13 protein-coding genes are annotated in these 18,705 nt (G+C 38.1%); 6 read left to right on the top strand and 7 right to left on the bottom strand.

What is annotated here, in order from left to right; genetic code table 11:
• Positions 1 to 247 precede the first annotated feature (247 nt).
• Complete coding sequence (locus NZD88_RS17795) at positions 248 to 805, bottom strand: DNA-3-methyladenine glycosylase I (RefSeq protein WP_259830928.1); 558 nt, start codon at positions 803 to 805, stop codon at positions 248 to 250.
• 138 nt (positions 806 to 943) lie between these two features.
• Between NZD88_RS17795 and NZD88_RS17790 the strand changes: the two genes are divergently transcribed.
• The gene (locus NZD88_RS17790) at positions 944 to 1,243 is read left to right on the top strand and encodes a hypothetical protein (RefSeq protein ID WP_259830927.1); all 300 of its coding nucleotides are present in this window, start codon (positions 944 to 946) and stop codon (positions 1,241 to 1,243) included.
• Between the two features lie 120 nt (positions 1,244 to 1,363).
• On the top strand, positions 1,364 to 2,185 hold the full coding sequence (locus tag NZD88_RS17785) for an enoyl-ACP reductase FabI (RefSeq protein ID WP_169234199.1): 822 nt from the start codon (positions 1,364 to 1,366) through the stop codon (positions 2,183 to 2,185).
• Positions 2,186 to 2,462: 277 nt separating this feature from the next.
• Here the strand turns inward: NZD88_RS17785 and NZD88_RS17780 are convergent, their stop codons facing one another.
• The 6 genes from NZD88_RS17780 to NZD88_RS17755 all read right to left on the bottom strand — a co-directional run bounded on the left by NZD88_RS17780 (position 2,463) and on the right by NZD88_RS17755 (position 13,094).
• A complete protein-coding gene (locus tag NZD88_RS17780) occupies positions 2,463 to 3,902 on the bottom strand; it encodes a glycoside hydrolase family 30 protein (protein ID WP_259830926.1) in 1,440 nt (479 codons plus the stop codon).
• A 43-nt stretch (positions 3,903 to 3,945) separates the two neighbouring features.
• Positions 3,946 to 4,755 carry a glycoside hydrolase family 16 protein gene (locus NZD88_RS17775; protein ID WP_259830925.1) on the bottom strand — a complete coding sequence of 270 codons (810 nt, stop codon included), beginning with the start codon at positions 4,753 to 4,755 and terminating at the stop codon, positions 3,946 to 3,948.
• A 193-nt stretch (positions 4,756 to 4,948) separates the two neighbouring features.
• A complete protein-coding gene (bglX, locus tag NZD88_RS17770; protein WP_259830924.1) occupies positions 4,949 to 7,171 on the bottom strand; it encodes a beta-glucosidase BglX in 2,223 nt (740 codons plus the stop codon).
• 9 nt (positions 7,172 to 7,180) lie between these two features.
• Positions 7,181 to 8,614, bottom strand: coding sequence for a glycoside hydrolase family 30 protein (locus NZD88_RS17765; RefSeq protein WP_259830922.1), 1,434 nt, complete (start codon positions 8,612 to 8,614; stop codon positions 7,181 to 7,183).
• A 3-nt stretch (positions 8,615 to 8,617) separates the two neighbouring features.
• The gene (locus NZD88_RS17760) at positions 8,618 to 10,162 is read right to left on the bottom strand and encodes a RagB/SusD family nutrient uptake outer membrane protein (protein WP_259830920.1); all 1,545 of its coding nucleotides are present in this window, start codon (positions 10,160 to 10,162) and stop codon (positions 8,618 to 8,620) included.
• A gap of 10 nt (positions 10,163 to 10,172) precedes the next feature.
• The gene (locus NZD88_RS17755; protein WP_259830918.1) at positions 10,173 to 13,094 is read right to left on the bottom strand and encodes a SusC/RagA family TonB-linked outer membrane protein; all 2,922 of its coding nucleotides are present in this window, start codon (positions 13,092 to 13,094) and stop codon (positions 10,173 to 10,175) included.
• A gap of 175 nt (positions 13,095 to 13,269) precedes the next feature.
• Here NZD88_RS17755 and NZD88_RS17750 point away from each other — a divergent pair, with 175 nt between their 5' ends.
• From NZD88_RS17750 to NZD88_RS17735, 4 genes are all read left to right on the top strand, one after another.
• Positions 13,270 to 14,457 (top strand): MFS transporter, encoded by a 1,188-nt coding sequence (locus tag NZD88_RS17750; protein WP_259830916.1) that lies wholly within the window; start codon positions 13,270 to 13,272, stop codon positions 14,455 to 14,457.
• A gap of 23 nt (positions 14,458 to 14,480) precedes the next feature.
• Positions 14,481 to 15,269, top strand: a complete 789-nt coding sequence (locus NZD88_RS17745) for an NUDIX hydrolase (RefSeq protein WP_169234191.1) — start codon at positions 14,481 to 14,483, stop codon at positions 15,267 to 15,269.
• A 128-nt stretch (positions 15,270 to 15,397) separates the two neighbouring features.
• Positions 15,398 to 16,576 carry an acyl-CoA dehydrogenase family protein gene (locus tag NZD88_RS17740; RefSeq protein WP_259830915.1) on the top strand — a complete coding sequence of 393 codons (1,179 nt, stop codon included), beginning with the start codon at positions 15,398 to 15,400 and terminating at the stop codon, positions 16,574 to 16,576.
• Between the two features lie 163 nt (positions 16,577 to 16,739).
• Positions 16,740 to 18,686 carry a T9SS type A sorting domain-containing protein gene (locus NZD88_RS17735; protein ID WP_259830913.1) on the top strand — a complete coding sequence of 649 codons (1,947 nt, stop codon included), beginning with the start codon at positions 16,740 to 16,742 and terminating at the stop codon, positions 18,684 to 18,686.
• The last annotated feature ends 19 nt before the right edge of the window (positions 18,687 to 18,705 follow it).

Raw genomic sequence — 18,705 nt, 5'->3', positions numbered from 1 at the left:
TTTTTCGAGGGTGCAAATGTACGAATTTCTGATAAAATGACATATTATTTTATTAAATTAATAAATAAACACACTTAATAGTGATTAAAAAGCCCATTAATCACTATTAAATGAAACATTTTTAAACATTAAACAGACACCAAACCCCTCGTGAAGCAGCATAGCAACAATTCAAATAAAAAAAACGCCAGATACAATTACATTATTATTAAAAAACATCACATAAAATTGAATAAAATAAAATCTATCACTGCCTGATGAAACAGCTTTTTATATGATCATTGACCATTCCCGTCGCCTGCATATGAGCATAAACGACTGTAGATCCCATAAACTTAAACCCTCTTTTTTTAAGATCTTTAGACAAGGCATCCGAAATGTCTGTTACAGCAGGAACATCTTCTAAAGCAGCCGGGCTATTATCAATAGGCTTTCCTTCTACAAAACCCCATATGTAAGTGGAAAAACTGCCAAACTCTTGCTGTACTTCCCGGAATCTTTGTGCGTTGGAAACAGTGGCCTTAATTTTAAGACGGTTCCTGATAATGCCGGAATCTTTCATGAGTTCTTCTATTTTTTCATCGGTATAATGAGCAATTTTTTGATAATCAAAATCATCAAAAGCTTTTCTGAAGTTCTCTCTTTTAGAAAGAATGGTATACCAGCTCAACCCTGCCTGAAAGCTTTCAAGAACCAGAAACTCAAAGATGGTTTCATCGTCATAGACCGGTTTTCCCCATTCTTCATCATGGTATTGTCTGTAGAGATCATCTTTCTCGCACCAGCCACAGCGTATTTTTTTCATAACAGTATATTTTAAATTAAAGTTAGCACTGATTTAGAAAAGTATAACAAAAGATTAAGAAAAGTTTAACAATACCCCCGGATTTTAGGAATGGTTCTTGTTTAATTATTGGTACACAACAATAAAATATTACACATTATGAACAATTCAGAATACAACAAAGCGGAAGATGCAGTAAACAACACGGAAAATTCTTTAAAGAATGCCGCAGACAATGCAAAATGGAAAATTGAAGATCTGGCTGGTAAAGCAAAAGATTATATCAATGAAAAAAGAAACAATGATGAGGAGGCTAGCCAGGAAGATTGGTTGGAGAAGGTAAAAAATAATGCTTCTGATGCATGGGATGACATTAAAGATAAAGCCAATGATGCATGGGAAAAAACAAAAGATGCAGCAGAGGATGTAAAAGCAGAATGGAATAAGAAAACCAATTAAAATTTCAGTCATATAAATATTTTCAAAAAAATGGAGTCTTAAATCAATAAGGCTCCATTTTTATTATGTCGCAAACACAAATTATTGCTACATTTGTATTTAAATAAACATTAAAAAATTATGTCATACGGTCTACTTAAAGGCAAAAAGGGAATTATTTTTGGAGCCCTTAATGAGCAATCTATCGCGTGGAAAGTTGCAGAAAGATGTCATGAAGAAGGTGCTGAATTTATCTTATCCAATGCTCCAATTGCGTTGAGAATGGGAGAACTTAATGGTTTAGCAGAAAAAACAGGTTCTGAAGTGATAGGTGCAGATGCTACTTCTGTGGAAGATCTTGAAAAACTTTTTGATGCTGCTGTTGCGAAATATGGTAAAATAGATTTTATCCTTCATTCAATAGGCATGTCCGTAAATGTAAGAAAAGGAAAGCATTATACAGAAATGAATTACGACTGGTTAGAAAAAGGCTGGGATATTTCCGCTGTTTCTTTCCACAAAGTAATGCGTGTAGCTTGGGAAAAAGACTGTATGAATGAGTGGGGAAGCATCCTTGCCCTTACTTATATTGCAGCGCAGAGAACCTTCCCGGATTATAATGATATGGCAGACAACAAAGCCTATCTTGAAAGCATCACAAGATCTTTCGGAAACTATTGGGGCGCAAGAAAAGTACGTGTCAATACGATCTCTCAATCTCCTACTCCTACTACGGCAGGAAGCGGTGTAAAAGGTTTCGGAGGTTTCTTAGGGTACGCAGACGATATGTCTCCGCTAGGAAATGCTACGGCGCTTGACTGTGCGAACTATTGTGTAAGCATGTTCTCTGATCTTACTCAAAAAGTAACGATGCAGAATCTTTTCCACGATGGAGGGTTTAGCAATACAGGGGTTTCGCAAAAAGTTGTGGACAAATATGACGCTGAAAGTAAAAATAGTTAATCTGATTAATAATTTATATCAAAAATAAACCGGCGGCCTCTACGAGGCCGCCGGTTCTCTTTAAAATAATGCTAATATGAAGTTTTTAAATCTTTAGTAAGGAAGCTGGAAGCCAGCCAGAAGAAGGAAGTTCTTGAATCTGAAAAAACAACTGCAATACGTTTATATTACTATTCTAAAGGCTACTACATCATATTTCATAATGACTGACAGAGATAATCTGCTCAACAGTAACTTCCAGCCTCCCTCTTCCTGCTTCCAGCCATTAAATTTAATTCTATAAAATAACAGTCTGTATAGAATGTGCCGGGGCCGATAGCTTGGCAGACATTCCTTCGATCCACAGATTCGTTTCAATATCGTTTTCGGAATCATTCATGATCACGGTAACCAATTGTCCGTTTTCATTCATGAAAGTAGTCGAGGTTAGAGCAGCCCTGTTGGAAGAACTTCCGATTCTCTGAGCATTCGGCTTAATGTATTTTGAAACATGACCAACATAGTAATATTCATAAGTATAATGTAATTCTCCTGTTTTGGTATCAGCAATGATCGGTGCAAAACAAAAGTTCCCGACATGGTTCGGACCTCCGGTTTCATCCAGCAGCACATTCCAGTCTGTCCATAGAGCCGTTCCTTTATTAAAATCATTAAGCATATTTCTGCCGTATAATTCTCCTAAGCTCACGTCATAAATTTTTGACATATTAAACTGTTCTTTACATCCTTCTGTAAAAGCCAGGAATTTATCAGGAAAAGCTCTCTGGGTTTCAGTTAAGTTATCAAAAAGCTGGGTTTTATTGTTCCAGGTTTCATACCAGTGATAGCCAATTCCATGGGCATACTTAGACGTTTCAGGATCACTTAAAGTAGTGGTTGCTCTTTGGTAAATCAGGTCTCTGTTGTGATCCCAGATCATTACTTTTTTATCTTTGTACCCGTTCTTCCAGAGTGTTGGTCCTAAATTGTTCTTCAGAAACTCTCCTTCTTCTTCCGCAGAATAAATACAGGATTCCCAGCTCTGTGTGGCCATCGGCTCGTTCTGAACCGTCAGTCCCCAGATGTTGATTCCTCTCTTTTCGTATTCTTTGATGAATTTAATATAGTAATCTGCCCAGGTCTGGTAATACTGGTTTTCCAGCCTGCCTCCTTTATACAGACTTTTATTAGATTTCATCCATGCCGGTGGACTCCAAGGAGAGAAATAGAAGGTAAAATCTTTGCCGATAGCTTTCTGAGCTTCTTTAATCATCGGGATTTTATACTTTTCGTCATGGGCAATATTGAAAGTCTTCAAAGCCGTATCATTATCTTCCACATAGGTATAAGAATCGCTGGAGAAATCACAGGAGTTCATATTCGTACGAACGACGGTGTACCCCAGTCCATTTTTTCCAAAGTAAGCTTCCATAATCTCTTTCTGCTTATTCTTCGGCATTTTATAAAAAGTTTCTGCAGATGCATCCGTGATGGCACCTCCTATTCCGATCAGTTTCTGATATTTAAAATCAGGATCCACGAAGATACAGGCATCTGTTTCTTTCGGCTGTCCAAATTTCTCAAACTTAACCGTTCCTTTATCCGCCATCTTTTCATTGGTCTTGGAACTGGTTAAAATAACTTTCGCTGTTTTCCCTGCATTCTTCTTCCAGTAGTTCTGTGCATTGATGTTTAACAACGTTCCAACTGTCAGACAGCTCACAATTAGTTTTTTCATAATCTTTTTCTTTCTGTTTTTGGACTCAACTGCCCTCGCTTCATTATTTATTTTGATAAACTCTTACGTAATCTATATAATATTTTTGTGGAAAAATACGATCATCAATTCCTTCTTTTCCGCCCCAGAAACCGCCTACCGCCAGGTTTAAAATTAGAAAATAGGGTTGATTGAAAGGCCATGCTTCATAGGTCTTTTCTTTATTTTCGTAAGTAAAAAACTTCTGTCCGTCAATATATACGTCAATTTTTTCCGGAGTCCAGTCTGCTTTATAGACATGGAATTTTTCACTTACGTCTTTCACGATCAAAGTATCCGTTTTCTGGGTCCTTTGAATATGATTATACTTTTTGGTATGTACCGAAGCATGAACGTAGCCCGGATTAAAACCTACATGTTCCATAATATCCAGTTCGCCATCATCCGGCCATTCTTTCATATGTTCACTCATCATCCAGATAGCGGGCCATGTTCCGCGACCTTTGGGAAGCTTTGCTCTTACTTCTACTGTTCCGTATTGAAAGGAAAACTTCCCTTTGGTTAAAAGCCTTGCGGATGTATACTTATTCTTTTGCCAGTTTTCTTTTCTGGCTTCAATAATAAGATTGCCATCTTCCATTCTGGCATTTTCGAGTCTGTTTTTGGTATAAAACTGGGCTTCTTCGTTTCCATAGCCGTCACCTCCTACATCATAGTTCCATTTTAAGGAATCAGGAAGCCCTTTTCCATTAAATTCATCGCTCCAGATCAGTTTCTTCCCGGAATCTGGTTTGTTTGAAACACAGCTAGTCGCAGAAAAGATGACTATCCCCATAGTACAAAACTGAATGATATTTTGGAGTTTGATGTTCATGAATGCAACTCTACTAATTAGGTTTTGGCTAAAGCCATTTTTTATTTTTTTAAGTTAAGCGGGCTGAAGCCCGCTCCTATTGAATATCTTTCGTTTTCCAGACAATCTTATTTCTATTAATCATTTACAATCTACATGTCAGATTCTCTGCTATTTTCCCAAAGCGGGCTAAAGCCCGTCTCCATTGAATATTTTATTGAATCCAGATGACTCTTTTCGTCTGTACGTTTTGAGAATTAGTTCCCACCATAATATCGAATTCACCACTTTCCCAGTCAAAATTCAGTTCATCATCGAAAAACTTCAAATCTTCCGGAGTCAGCCTGAACTCTACTTTTCTGCTTTCTCCTTTTTTAATGGCTACTTTCTGGAAACCTTTCAGTTCTTTCACGGGTCTTACTACTTTCCCAAAAAGATCTCTGATATATAGCTGTACTACTTCTTCTCCATCATATTTTCCGGTATTGGAAACGGTCACGCTAACTGTCAATGTCTGATTTCCTTTGAGGCTGGCTGAACTTAAAACCATATCCGCATATTTAAAATCTGTGTAGCTTAACCCGTAGCCAAACGGAAACTTTGGATCATTATCAAGATCAATATACGCTGAAACATAATTTCTTTCTGTAGAATTTTTCGCCGGTCTTCCTGTATTGTAATGATTATAATAAATGGGGATCTGTCCTTCAGTTCTCGGGAAGCTCATCGGAAGTTTCCCTCCGGGGTTCACGGCTCCGAACAGAACATCAGCAATAGAATTTCCAGCTTCAGTTCCCAGCCACCAGTTATAAGTAATAGCAGGAATGTTGTCTGCAGCCCAATTGAAAATGAGCGGTCTTCCGGCATTGATCATTAATACAATTGGTTTTCCGGTCTTAGCGATTTCTTTAAGCAAATCTTCCTGAACGCCGGAGAAACCGATACTGCTTCTGCTTTTTGCTTCGCCACTCATCGCATGTCCTTCACCTAAGGTCATAATGACTACATCTGCCTTTTTTGCAGTTTCCACCGCTTCTGCAAACATAGATTTGTCCTGATCATCGGCATTACATCCTTTTGCGTATAATAAAGTTGAGTTTTTATCGAGTTGGTTTTTAATCCCGTCAAATTGCGAAACGATTCTTTGGTTGTCATCTTTAAAGGCAATAGACCAGAAACCGTGATTAGCTACGGTCTCTTTTCCGAAAGGGCCGATTAAGGCAACGGTCTTTACCGTTTTTGAAAGTGGAAGAATATTTCCCTGATTTTTAAGGAGAACAATGCTTTTGGAGCCAAATTCTCTTCCAAATTTTCTATGCTCCGGATTATCGGTCTGCTCTTTCTGTCTCTTTTCATTGCTGAACCTGTACGGATCATCGAAAAGCCCCATCTCGAATTTCTTGGTTAAAATTCTTCCCGCCGCATCATCTAACCATTTTGCCTCTACTTTTCCTTCTTTTACCAATTTGGGAAGTTCCGTCATATAAACACGGCTTTCCATATCCATATCACTTCCGCCCAGAATTGCTCTTTGAGCCGCTTCATTAGCATCTTTAGCATAACCGTGAGGAATCATTTCACCAATACTTCCCCAGTCCGAAACCACAAAACCTTTATAATTCCATTTTCCTTTTAGCAGATTTCTTTGGATGTATTGGTTTGCCGTGGCCGGAATTCCATTGATATCGTTGAAAGAATTCATGAATGTAGCCACTCCCGCATCCGCAGCAGCTTTAAATGGAGGCAGATATATTTCATGAAGTTGTCTTAAACTCATGTCGACAGAATTGTAATCTCTTCCGCCGACTGCTGCACCGTATGCAGCAAAATGCTTGGCACAGGCCATCACAGCATCAAGACTTCCTAAACCCCTCCCCTGAAATCCTTTGATTCTCGCCAACCCAATTTGTGTTCCCAGATAAGTATCTTCTCCCGAACCTTCCATCACTCTTCCCCATCTCGGATCTCTGGCAACATCTACCATAGGCGCAAAAGTCCAGTGGATCCCGTAAGCCGCAGCTTCAGTAGCCGCAATTCTTTCTGACCTTTCTATTAATCCAAGATCCCAGCTTGCGGCCTGACCTAAGTTGACTGGAAAGGTTGTACGATATCCGTGAATAACATCCTGCCCGAACAGTAAAGGAATTTTTAGTCTGGATTGCTGAGCCAGCTTCTGGAAAGCTCTTGTTTCTTCTGCTCCGGCAACATTCAGCATAGAACCTACTTTTCCTTTTTTTATTTCTTCTAAAACTGCTGCCGAGTTAGACTGCTGAGGTCCGGTAGCATATTCAAATCCGCTATACTGGACCATCTGCCCTACCTTTTCTTCTAGTGTCATTTTAGACAACAGCTCTGCCACTTTCTGATCAACTGTTTTCTGCCCGTAAGCATTCATTCCCAATGCTGAAAATGCCAGTAAGAAATAAACTTTTTTCATGATATTAAATTAAAAAACATAAGTTGCTGCCGAATTTCCTGAAAGGATGACGGGAGCAATCTTTCCGTTATATTTGATATTAAAACTTTCATCAGTACTGTTTCCATTCTGGATAATCAGTACTGTTTTTCCGGCCGGGGTTTTAAATGCCGCCGTAGAAAGGGTTTCTGTCTGTGTGGAAGCAATACGCTGAGAACCTGCAGGAACAAATTTGGAAGCGTGCGCAATGATGTAATAGGAAACGTTTCTGGTGAAATTTTCACTGTCGGAAACCGTTATTGCTCCTTTACATTCCGTACATCCTCCGTCTGTATGAGGCTTATATTGTGGATCATTCGCTACATTCCATTCCAAAGCAATACTGCTCCAGTTTCTCATGGAACCGATGACTACGTTTTTAACGTGCCAGTTCAGGTCTTCGTTAAAAGTGCCTTTCGATCCCGTCCATTGCTCGGTAAAATACAAATTTTTATCAGGAAATGCGTTGTGCACCGTGCTTAAAGCGGAAATATCACCTTCATACAAATGGAAGGCTGAGCCATCAATATATTGATAAGCTTCTGGATCTTTCAGAATATCAAGGGCATATTCCGGTTTGTTGCAGTTATGATCGTAGACTACAATTTTTGTTTTGATATTATTGGCTTTAAAGACGGGGCCTAAATGACCTTTGATAAAATCTCTCTGCTGATCAGACGGCATAAAAAGACTTGGATTGTTTCCCGGATGAAGAGGTTCGTTTTGAGGTGTCACAGCGTCAATGGTAATTCCCTCCTTTTTCATTCCAAGGATATATTTTGCAAAATATTCTGCGTAAACGCTGTAAAATTCAGGTTTTAAACTTCCTCCTTTTGATTTACCGTTATCTTTCATCCAAACCGGGGGTGACCACGGAGCTGCGATGATTTTAATTTTAGGATTAATTGCCAAAATCTCTTTCAGCATAGCTATAAGATCTCTATCATTGGCCAGACTGAATTTTGAAAGCTTGGGATCTGTCTGCCCTTCCGGAAGATCGTCATATGAAAAAACTCTGCCATCAAGATCAGAAGCACCAATGCTTAATCTGAGATAACTGATAGAAATAGAATTCTTATCATTTCCGAAAAGTTCATTGAGCAAAGCTTTTCTTTTTGAAGGGGAAAGACGGTTGATTACTTCAACACTGCCTCCTGTGAGGGTATATCCAAAACCGTCAACATATTGAAACTTCTGAGTATCATCAATTTCAATATGTTGAAAATTGTTGGAGTTATTTACAAAACTGATCGAAGATTGTTGTTGTAGTTGTACACTTTCATCACCTTTTGTAAGCCAAACCTGAACTTGATTCCCATTATTATTCAGATTAGACTTGCAAGAACTTAAAGGCAAAAGTACCACACCGCTAAACAGCAGTGTAGTACTTTTTAAAAAGAAACTATATAAATTGTGAAACTTCATATTTTAATAGCCAGGGTTTTGTTTCAAAGCTGTGTTGATTAGTTCATTGAAAGGAATTGGTAATACTTCATTTTTACCTGCAATAAATCCTCTTGGACCGAGTTTAGACGAAGCATCACCCCATCTTACCAAATCGAACCATCTGTGACCTTCTCCTGCTAATTCTCTTCTTCTCTCATCTTTAATCGCCTGCATAGAAACCGGAACTGAAGTAAGCCCTACTCTCGCTCTCACCGCATCCAACAATGCCTGGGCTCTTCCTCCTGCACCGCCTAAGGCTTCTGCTTCCATTAAATAGGTATCTGCTAATCTAATTACGATATAGTTTTGTCGGAAATTAAGTTCTGTATTTCCCGGTTGAGTAGACTCATCAGCTTTTCTTGGTAAATATTTATTTAAGAAATATCCTGTATCTCTAAAACCTGGAGAATAAGTGATTTTATTTTGTTGTTTTAAAATTTTAGCATTAAAAATAGTTGCATTAAGACGAGGATCACCTTGCATAAAGTTGAATAAATCATCTGTAATAGGATTAAATCCCCAACCAGAGTGGATACTTGGGGCATCATTATTGGGAATGTTTGTATTAGTTCCATAAGAAATGATTCCAACCATCTGATTTACTGCATTCCCTTCATCTTTACCAGATCCCCAGTTATCCCAAACTCCATTTCCTCTATTGGTATGCATTGCTTCAAGGATGGATTCTGTAGTAAATTTATTATCTATCACCCAAAGGCTGGAAAAATTGGAAACAAGCTTATACCCATATTGGCTTGTTTGCCCAGGTGTACCGTTGACCTGTTCAAATTGAGCAGCAGCTTCAGTGTTTTTCTTATCGTATAAATAAATTTTACCTAAGATCGCTCTCGCTGAGCCTTGTGTAATTCTACCAATTTCGTTTAGATTATTGGCAGGAATAGTCATAGGCAGATCTCCAAGTGCTGAAACAATATCATTTTCTATCTGTGCATAAACTTTTGCCGGATCTTCTTGAGGAATATTATAATAGTCGTCTGTTACTAGAACAGGCTTTAATATTAAAGGAATATTTTTAAACATTCTCAATAATTCAAAATAATATAATGATCTCAACACTTTTGCTTCTGCAATAAATCTTTTTCTTGTTTGATCATTCATATTGGCATTGGGAATTCTGTCCAATAAAAGATTGGCTTTTGCAATACCCTGATAATAATCTTTCCAATAACTGGCAGGCATAATCACCGGATTAAGCGTATAATTTGAAAACCCCTGGATACCTGCGCCATCTGAAGAACTTCCTCCTCCGGAATAGAAATCATCAGAAGCGCCATTAAAGAATGTGACCATATTTTCAAATCCGCCCGAATATTTTCTCATCATATCGTACGTCGCAACAAGTCCTGCGAAAGACTGCTCTTCATTTTTGAAATAATTATTTGAATCGAAGGTTCCTGTATTTTTAACATCTTCCAAATTACCATTGTTACAAGAAACTGCTCCAAAGCTAATCCCAGTAAGCATTAAAACGGAAATACTTTTATATATAAAATTTTTATTTTTCATTTTTTATAGATTAAAATTGAACATTAGCACCAAAAAGGAACGTTCTTGCCTGTGGATAGAAAGCCCTGTCTATACCAAAAGTATCAGCTCCTGCAATTTCAGGATCATAGCCGGTGTACTTCGTGAAAGTAACCAGATTCTCTCCTGTTACATAAAATCTTATTTTGGAAGCTCCAATCGTTTTTGCTATATCTTTAGAAAGAGTGTATCCCAGCTGAACTAATTTAATGCGCAGATAATCTCCTTTTTGCAAATAATAATCTGACATTGCTGTATAGTTTTGGTTAGGATCATCTTTGGTTACTCTTGCTACTGTATTAGAAGTGCCCTCACCTGTCCATCGGTCTAAAATTGAGGTCTGATAATTAGATTCGGGTATATCAAGTCTTCTCAACCCCTGGAAAATTTTATTTCCGGCCTGTCCCTGCGTAAATACCATTAAATCAAAATTCTTATAATTCATGTTTAGGGTAAGGCCAAATGTATATTTTGGTACAGAATTACCTAAGTTAACATAGTCCTTGATATCAACGACTCCATCACCATTTACATCTTCTCTTTTGAAATCTCCCGGTTTTGCCTTATCCTGGAGTAGCTGACCGCTTGCGTTTCTGTAAGCGTCAATTTCTGCCTGATTCTGGAAAACACCGATATTTCTGTATCCGTAAAAAGAGCCATAAGATTCACCAACCTGTAATCTGGATACAGTCCCCAATGTTTGGAAACCAGCGAAAGTAACATACTCTCTATTTCCTTCCAGTCTTAAAATTTCATTTTTTACATAGGCAAAATTTCCGTTTGCAGACATCCCGAAATCACCCCAACTCTTCTTATAGCCTAAAGTCACTTCAATCCCGTCGTTATTCATATCCCCAATATTTCTAAAAGGATTCTGGCTTAATCCTAAATAACCAGGAAGCTCAACTCTTCTTAAGATATCGGTACTCTTTTTTCTGTAAAGATCAACACTTAAATCAAAATTCCTGAAAAGTTTAAGATCTGCAGCAATGTTAAATTGCGAGGTTCTTTCCCACTTCAGATCAGGATTCTCTAATGTACTTGGTGCATATCCTACATGAATAATATTATCTCCGAAAGTATAATTACTACCCGGAACAAGGAAATTGGCAAATGCAAAATCATCAATGGCATCATTTCCCAATACACCATATCCACCTCTTAACTTAAAGCTGGTAACCACCTTGTTTTCGGGCCAGAAACTTTCATTGGAAACATTCCATCCTAAAGACATTGCCGGAAAATTACCCCAGTGGTTATTGCTTCCGAATTTTGATGATCCATCTCTACGGATTGTACCTGTGAAAAGATATCTGTTATTGTAATCATACACTACTCTTGCAAAGTAAGACGCTTTATGAGTTTGTTTTCCATCCCAGGCATTAGAAGTTTTGTTAGATTCTCCAACATCAAAATTAAAGGAAGCTTCTTGCCAGTCATTCGTTGGAAGGTTCTTAAATGTTGCATTCTGTCCGTAACTAATGTTATATTCATAATAACCCTGACCTAGTAAAACACTTAGATTGTGTTCACCAAATTTATTTTGATAAGTAAGGGTGTTCTCCGTATTCCATTCGAATTTTCTTTGAAGTTCTCTGAACAAACTATTAGAGAGGTTGTTGTTTGCGGTACTTAGAAACGCTGATGGAGTAAATGCCTGATTTCCCCAGTAAGACAGTTTGCCATTGACAGTAGATTTAAAATTAAGATTTTTATTGATTTTAAGCTCACCAAAAACATTGGCAACAATATCGTCAGACCATTTGTATCTACCTCTTTGAGTTTCCTGAAATGCTAATGGATTAGACATTTCTTTACTTACATAGGGTGAAATTCCATAAGGATTTCCATTGGCGTCTCTTACAATATTGGGGTTATTCGTATAAACAGGCTGGCTAAGATCTGTAGCTAAAACAGAAGTTACGGGATCTAAATTGATGGCAGAGCTTAAAGGCCCTCCAAATTCATTATTATCATTGATTCCCTGAGACTTTGTATGGGTATAAGCAAAAGTCTGCCCTATGGTTAAAAAGTCAAAAACTTTATGGGTTGAATTAAATCTGGCATTAATTCTCTTATAATTCGAAATATCTCTCAAGACAATACCCTGCTGGTCATAATATCCAAAGGAAGTATAGAAAGAAGATTTATCATTTCCTCCACTGATGCTGAATTCATGAGACTGACGCTGTGCCGAATTGAAAATTTGTTTCTGCCAATCAGTTCCTATTCCCAATGAGTTTGGATTAGCAAACATAGGAGGATTAGGAGGATTGAGATTGTTATACATATTATCATTGGCAATCACTTCATTCATTATATTCCCATACTGTGTTGCATTCAGTAGGTCCAGTTTTTTTGCGGCACTTCCCACTCCAAAGAAACCATTATAAGAAAGATTCATTCTCCCTTTTGCTCCTTTTTTAGTCGTAATAAGAACTACCCCTTTTGCAGCTGAAACACCATAAATAGCGGCAGAAGCACCATCTTTAAGAATCTCCATTCCTTCAATATCAGATTGGTTCAGCCATCCGATATTGTCTACTACAATTCCATCTACTACCCATAACGGATCATTACTTCCGGCACCAAAACTTGTGATTCCACGTACACGCACTGTGGCAGCGGTTCCAGGTTGCCCTGAGTTTGATACTACACTTATACCTGCCGCACGCCCCTGCATAATCTGTTCCGGTCTTCCTGCTGTGGGAGAATTTTCAATGTCCGAAGCTTTTATACTTGATATGGCTCCTGTCACATTACTTTTTTTCTGGCTACCATAACCGATCATGATGACCTCTTCTATCTTATTCTCCTTGGGAACGGTGTCCTTTACGCTGGTCTGTGCACTAAAATTAGCTGTAAAATACAGCACAGCAACCACTCCCAGGCTTCTTGATATTCTTAAATCCATATACAGTTAGTTTTTAATTCTCAAATTGAGACAATAAAAATATATTTTTTTTTAATTAATTAACATTCTATTCATAATTATTTTAATTTTTCGTTTATTTTTGGGAGTTCAAAGCACTATATTCACTTCATAATTCATAAAATTACCCAAAAAAACGAATAAAAAAATCCCCAAAATGACAACCAAGCTTTCCCATATTTCACTTCCTTTAAAACTGACCTTCCTTATTTTCTCAATGGTCTTGAACTGCATGGGCATTGTGATTCTTCAGCTTTCGGAAGCAAAGATCACTTATGAAAAGTTAGGCTTTTTAGAATCATTCAAGGATCTTCCGATCGCATTTATTTCCCTTTTCGCCGTAAATTTCATTAGTAAGACCGGGACCAAAAAGGCGCTTATATCGGCCCTGGTCATTGTAGGAATCTGTTCCTGTCTTCTTCCTTTTGTAGAAGATTTTTGGTTTTACAAGGTATGGTTTGCCATTATCGGGACCTGTTTTGCGGTAGGTAAGATCTGCGTTTTCGGCATTATCAGAAATAATATTTCAGATGAAAAGTCTCTTGCCAAAATGATGAACAGCGTAGAAGCCACCTTTATGGCAGGTATTTTTGTAGTTAATACAGGTTTTGGATGGCTGATTTCCAGTCGTTATTCCGAATTCTGGAAATTCGGGTTCCTGTCTATAGCTGTACTTTGTGCAATAACAATATTTTTATTTTCAAAATTAAATATTTCGGAAGCTAAAAAAACGGAGAATGGAAGCCTTATTTCGGAACTTTCAGCATTTGCAAAACCAGCAACGATTGCGTTTCTTGCTGTGGTTTTCTTTATTGTATTTGTAGAACAGGGTTTCAATTCATGGCTTCCCTCCTTTTATAAAAACCATCTGAATGTCAATTCATTCTTTGCTTTGCAGGCCACTTCTTTCCTTGCCCTTTTTTCGTATGCAGGAAGAACGGTGACGGCTAATATCATTCAGAGATTCTCATTATCAAGATATTACGTATTATGTATTTCTTTAATTATGGCTGTGCTTCTGATGATCCTGGGAATCCAGTATTTTGATTCTGTACATTCCAGCATTATTTTGTTTTTATTTCCGGTGATCGGGCTTTTTCTGTCACCACTCTACCCTGTCATCAACTCAAAAATGATTGCACAGATCAATAAAGAAAAAATCAACCTGTTTACTTCCCTGATTGTGATTTTTTCATCACTGGGCAGCTCTGTCAGTTCTATTCTCATGTCTGTTTTGTTCGGAAAACAGTTATTAAACTACTATCCTCTATACATTTTACTTGCTGTTTCTGTGCTTTTTACGGTGAGTTTAATATATTTTAAGCTCGCAGGAAAGAAATTATAGAAAATAATTTTATTTTTACTCCCATGAAAATCAAAGACACCAAAAACAAAGAAACCCTTCAGGAACTTATTGATACAAAAGATTTTGTAGCACACGTATCTGTTGACTGCACGATATTTGGTTTTCACAATAATATTTTGAAGGTTTTGCTTTTAAAGTACCACGACCTGGATCTGTGGTCGCTTCCGGGAGGCTTTGTTTTTAATGATGAAGATCTTCGTGAGGCCGCTGCCAGAGTACTCTATGAAAGAACGCACCTTCAGGATCTTTTCCTGAAACAGTTCCACACTTTCGGGAGAATTGACCGTACAGAGAATAATGTCCACCAGATCCTTCTTAACAATAAGGGAATCGAGGTTCCCAAAGATCACTGGATCTTCCAAAGATTTATTACAGTGGGTTACTGTAGCCTGATCGATTTTTCCGTTGCCAATACTTTTCCGGATGCCTTCAATGAAAGTTGCGAATGGTTTGAGGTAAATAAGCTTCCTAAAATGGCTTTTGACCACGACAGGGTCATAGAAACCGGCCTGGAATACCTGCGTATGAATATCAATACAGAGGTGGCTGCCAGTAATCTTCTTCCGGAGAAATTTACCATGAAAGATCTTCAGTCGCTGTATGAAACTATTTTGAACCAGAAATTCAGGAGAAATAATTTCCAGCGTAAGATATTAAGTTTAAATATTCTGGACAGATTAGAGAAATTTTATGACGGATCTGCGAACAAAGCTCCGTACCTCTATAAGTTCAAAAGTAAGGTACACAATGCTGCCAATCAGTACCCTATCTCCAACGATGAGGAATCTTAGGAGATTGTATTTCTGCTGAAATCATGATGATGCAGTTTTATCTTATTGAGAATCAAAGACAATAAAGATTTTCAAAAAAATTTTTCAAACCACACGAAAAGTCTTACTTTTAGGCAAATCAAAAAATCATGTCATATTATCCTCTTACAAGCATTCCAGACTACTACGGAATTGATGCTTTACTTACTGAAGAACACAAACTGATCCGTCAATCGGTAAGAGATTGGGTGGAGAGTTTTGTAATGCCGCAAATTGACCAGGCCGCGCAAAATCATACTGATATTCCGGGCTTAATGAAAGAATTGGGGAAAATCGGGGCTTTAGGTCCATATATTCCGGTTGAATACGGTGGTTCAGGGTTAGATCAGATTTCTTACGGTTTGATTATGCAGGAATTGGAAAGAGGAGATTCTGCGGTACGTTCTGCTGCTTCGGTACAGAGCTCGCTGGTGATGTTCCCGATCAATGAATTCGGTTCTGAGGAGCAGAAGAAAAAATATCTTCCGCAACTTGCTGCTGGAGAAATGATCGGTTCTTTTGGGCTAACTGAACCTAACCACGGATCTGATCCAAGTTCTATGGAAACCTATTTCAAAGATATGGGTGACCATTATCTTCTGAACGGTGCCAAAATGTGGATCACGAATTCTCCGGTATGCGACATCGCAGTAGTATGGGCTAAAAATGAAGAAGGAAAAGTACAGGGACTGATCGTTGAAAGAGGAATGGAAGGCTTTACAACACCTGAAACTCATAATAAATGGAGCTTAAGAGCATCGAAAACCGGAGAACTGGTATTCAATGATGTAAAAGTTCCTAAAGAAAACTTACTTCCGGGAGTAACCGGATTAAAAGGACCTTTATCTTGTTTGAATTCAGCAAGATACGGAATATCATGGGGTGTAATCGGTGCAGCAATTGACTGCTACTGTACAGCCGTTCAGTATTCTAAAGAAAGAAGACAATTTGGAAAACCAATTGGAGCTTTCCAGCTTCAGCAGAAGAAACTGGCTGAATTCTTAACAGAAATCACAAAAGCTCAGTTGCTATGTCTTCAGTTAGGAAATCTAAAAAATGATCATAAGGCAAGTCCTGCACAAATCTCAATGGCTAAACGTAACAATGTAAAAATAGCTATCGATATCGCAAGAGAATCCAGACAAATCCTTGGGGGTATGGGAATCATGGGTGAATTCCCGATGATGAGACATGCAGCCAACCTGGAGTCTGTGATCACTTATGAAGGAACGCATGATGTTCATTTACTGATCACCGGTTTAGATATTACAGGAATCAATGCTTTTTAATTAAAAACCAAAATATACAGAAGAGGAGTCCGGCCGAATGGCCGGACTCCTTGTTTTACTCACTTTGCAGGGAACTTATATTCACTGAATAATTATTGATCCATTAATATTATTATAGTTTTATTAAAAATATCTACTTTAATACCACTAAAAAAATATTGATATGAAAAAAATCTCGATGCTTTTATTAGGTTTAACGGCACCGTTCTTTTTTGCTCAACAGGCAGGAGATCTTGTGAACGTTGAACAAAAACTGGATCTGACGCCGCAGGGCGTTGTTGATTTCATTGCCAATAGTCTTGGCGAACAGAATGCACCTGACTTCGTCAGTTATCTCAACGGTTTCAATGTAGGCCTCAAAGGATACAAAATTACTTACTACACCAAAAATGAAAAAAATGTTTTAGTAAAAGCGACCGGGCTGCTGATGTACCCAAATGTCGATTTTAAGCTCTCTACGGTTGTATCTGACCACGGAACCACAGATAGCAGGGATAATGTCCCTTCTAATTTTAAAGGAGCTTTAACGGCCGGATTTGTCGTCGAACTTTCTTATGTACTCAATGGATATATCTTGATGGCACCTGACTATGTAGGAATGGGGACTGGAGACGGAGTTCATCCCTATGTAGATTATGCTACGGAAGCCGGAGCAACAATAGATTTTGTGAAGGCTGCCAATAAAGTTCTGGCCCAGCAAGGAATAAAACGCTATGATGAATACTTCCTGGCAGGTTATTCCCAGGGCGCGCACGCAGCAATGTCCACTTTAAAAATGCTGAATGTTTCCAATCCCGGCAACCTGAAATTCAAGTATGCGTATATGGGAGACGGACCTTATGATTTTTCAGGGGTTACATTAAACAAAGGAGTTTTAGAAAAAGATTTCTATCCATTCACTTCCTTCCTTGCCAATGTACTCCATACCTGTAACAACACAGGCTTTAAAACCTATAATACAAGCATTTCGGAGGTCATTTCACCGGAATATCTGGATAAATATAATTATCATGTCGTTCAGGATAACGGAGGCCTTCTTTGGGGACCGGTGATCTGGAGGAATCTTTTCACCCAGAGCTTCGTCAATGATGTTACCAATAACCCTAATAATAATCTCAGACGATGCATGAAACCTAAGGATGTCTATGACTGGTACAACAAAACACCTATGACATTGGGACATTCTACAGTAGACCTAGCCATTCCACCAGAAAATACATCAAAAACAATCGATGTACAACGTGGATATTATGCATGGTGGGACCTGAATAAATATAAACTGGATTCTTTCTATTGGGGACCATTAGGCCATGTGGGAGGCATTGTTCCTTTCACGCTGGCATCCAATGCAAAATTCAATACTCTTAGAAGCGGCGGCCTTTTGAATCAATGGGCTATACTGAGCTCAAAGCAACAGGCGAATCATCTGCCGAAGGCTAATTCACTTTATTCTTCACAGCTAAAACCAGATCTTGGTGGTATGCAGCTGGTTGGAATTACAGATTTCAATCAGGAGAAAGCAGCCAGTAAATCCGGGACGGAAAGCAGTTTATCGGCATTAAAAGATGGTGTTTATCTTTTAAAAGTACAGGAAAATAATAATCAGAAATTGATTCCCTACGTTAAGAGCACCCCTATAGAAGTTCCTGAAAATGAGATCATACAGTCTGAAATCAACGGTGTTTTAAAACTGAAACTTCCTCAGGAAGAACTGATCGCTGTCAATATTTTTGATACGAATAAAAATTTACTGAAAACAGTATCTCAGGAACAGTATACTGCAAATGGAGGAATTGACACAAAAGACATTGACAATCAAAATAATACCTTTGAAATCGTCACTCAATATTACAATCTGCAGTTCAAAAAAGCACAGACAGATCGTTTATTAGCCAATAAAGCTGATATATTGACGAAAAACCGCCAGATCATTGCGAGAGCAGATCAAGGTATTAAAAACATCAGTATCTACAGCATTTCAGGAGCGTTGATTCTTCAGCAGGAGGTCAATAAGCCGGAATTTGAATCTAAAAGCTTAGAATCAGGAATTTATATTGTTCAGATGGTTGGTACTGACGGAAAAACAGTCAACAAAAAAGTAAAACTATAATACGATAACACTAGTATAT

Source organism: Chryseobacterium pyrolae, assembly GCF_025153485.1.
Taxonomy (GTDB): domain Bacteria; phylum Bacteroidota; class Bacteroidia; order Flavobacteriales; family Weeksellaceae; genus Chryseobacterium; species Chryseobacterium antibioticum.
This window is presented reverse-complemented; position numbering and strand designations above follow the sequence as displayed.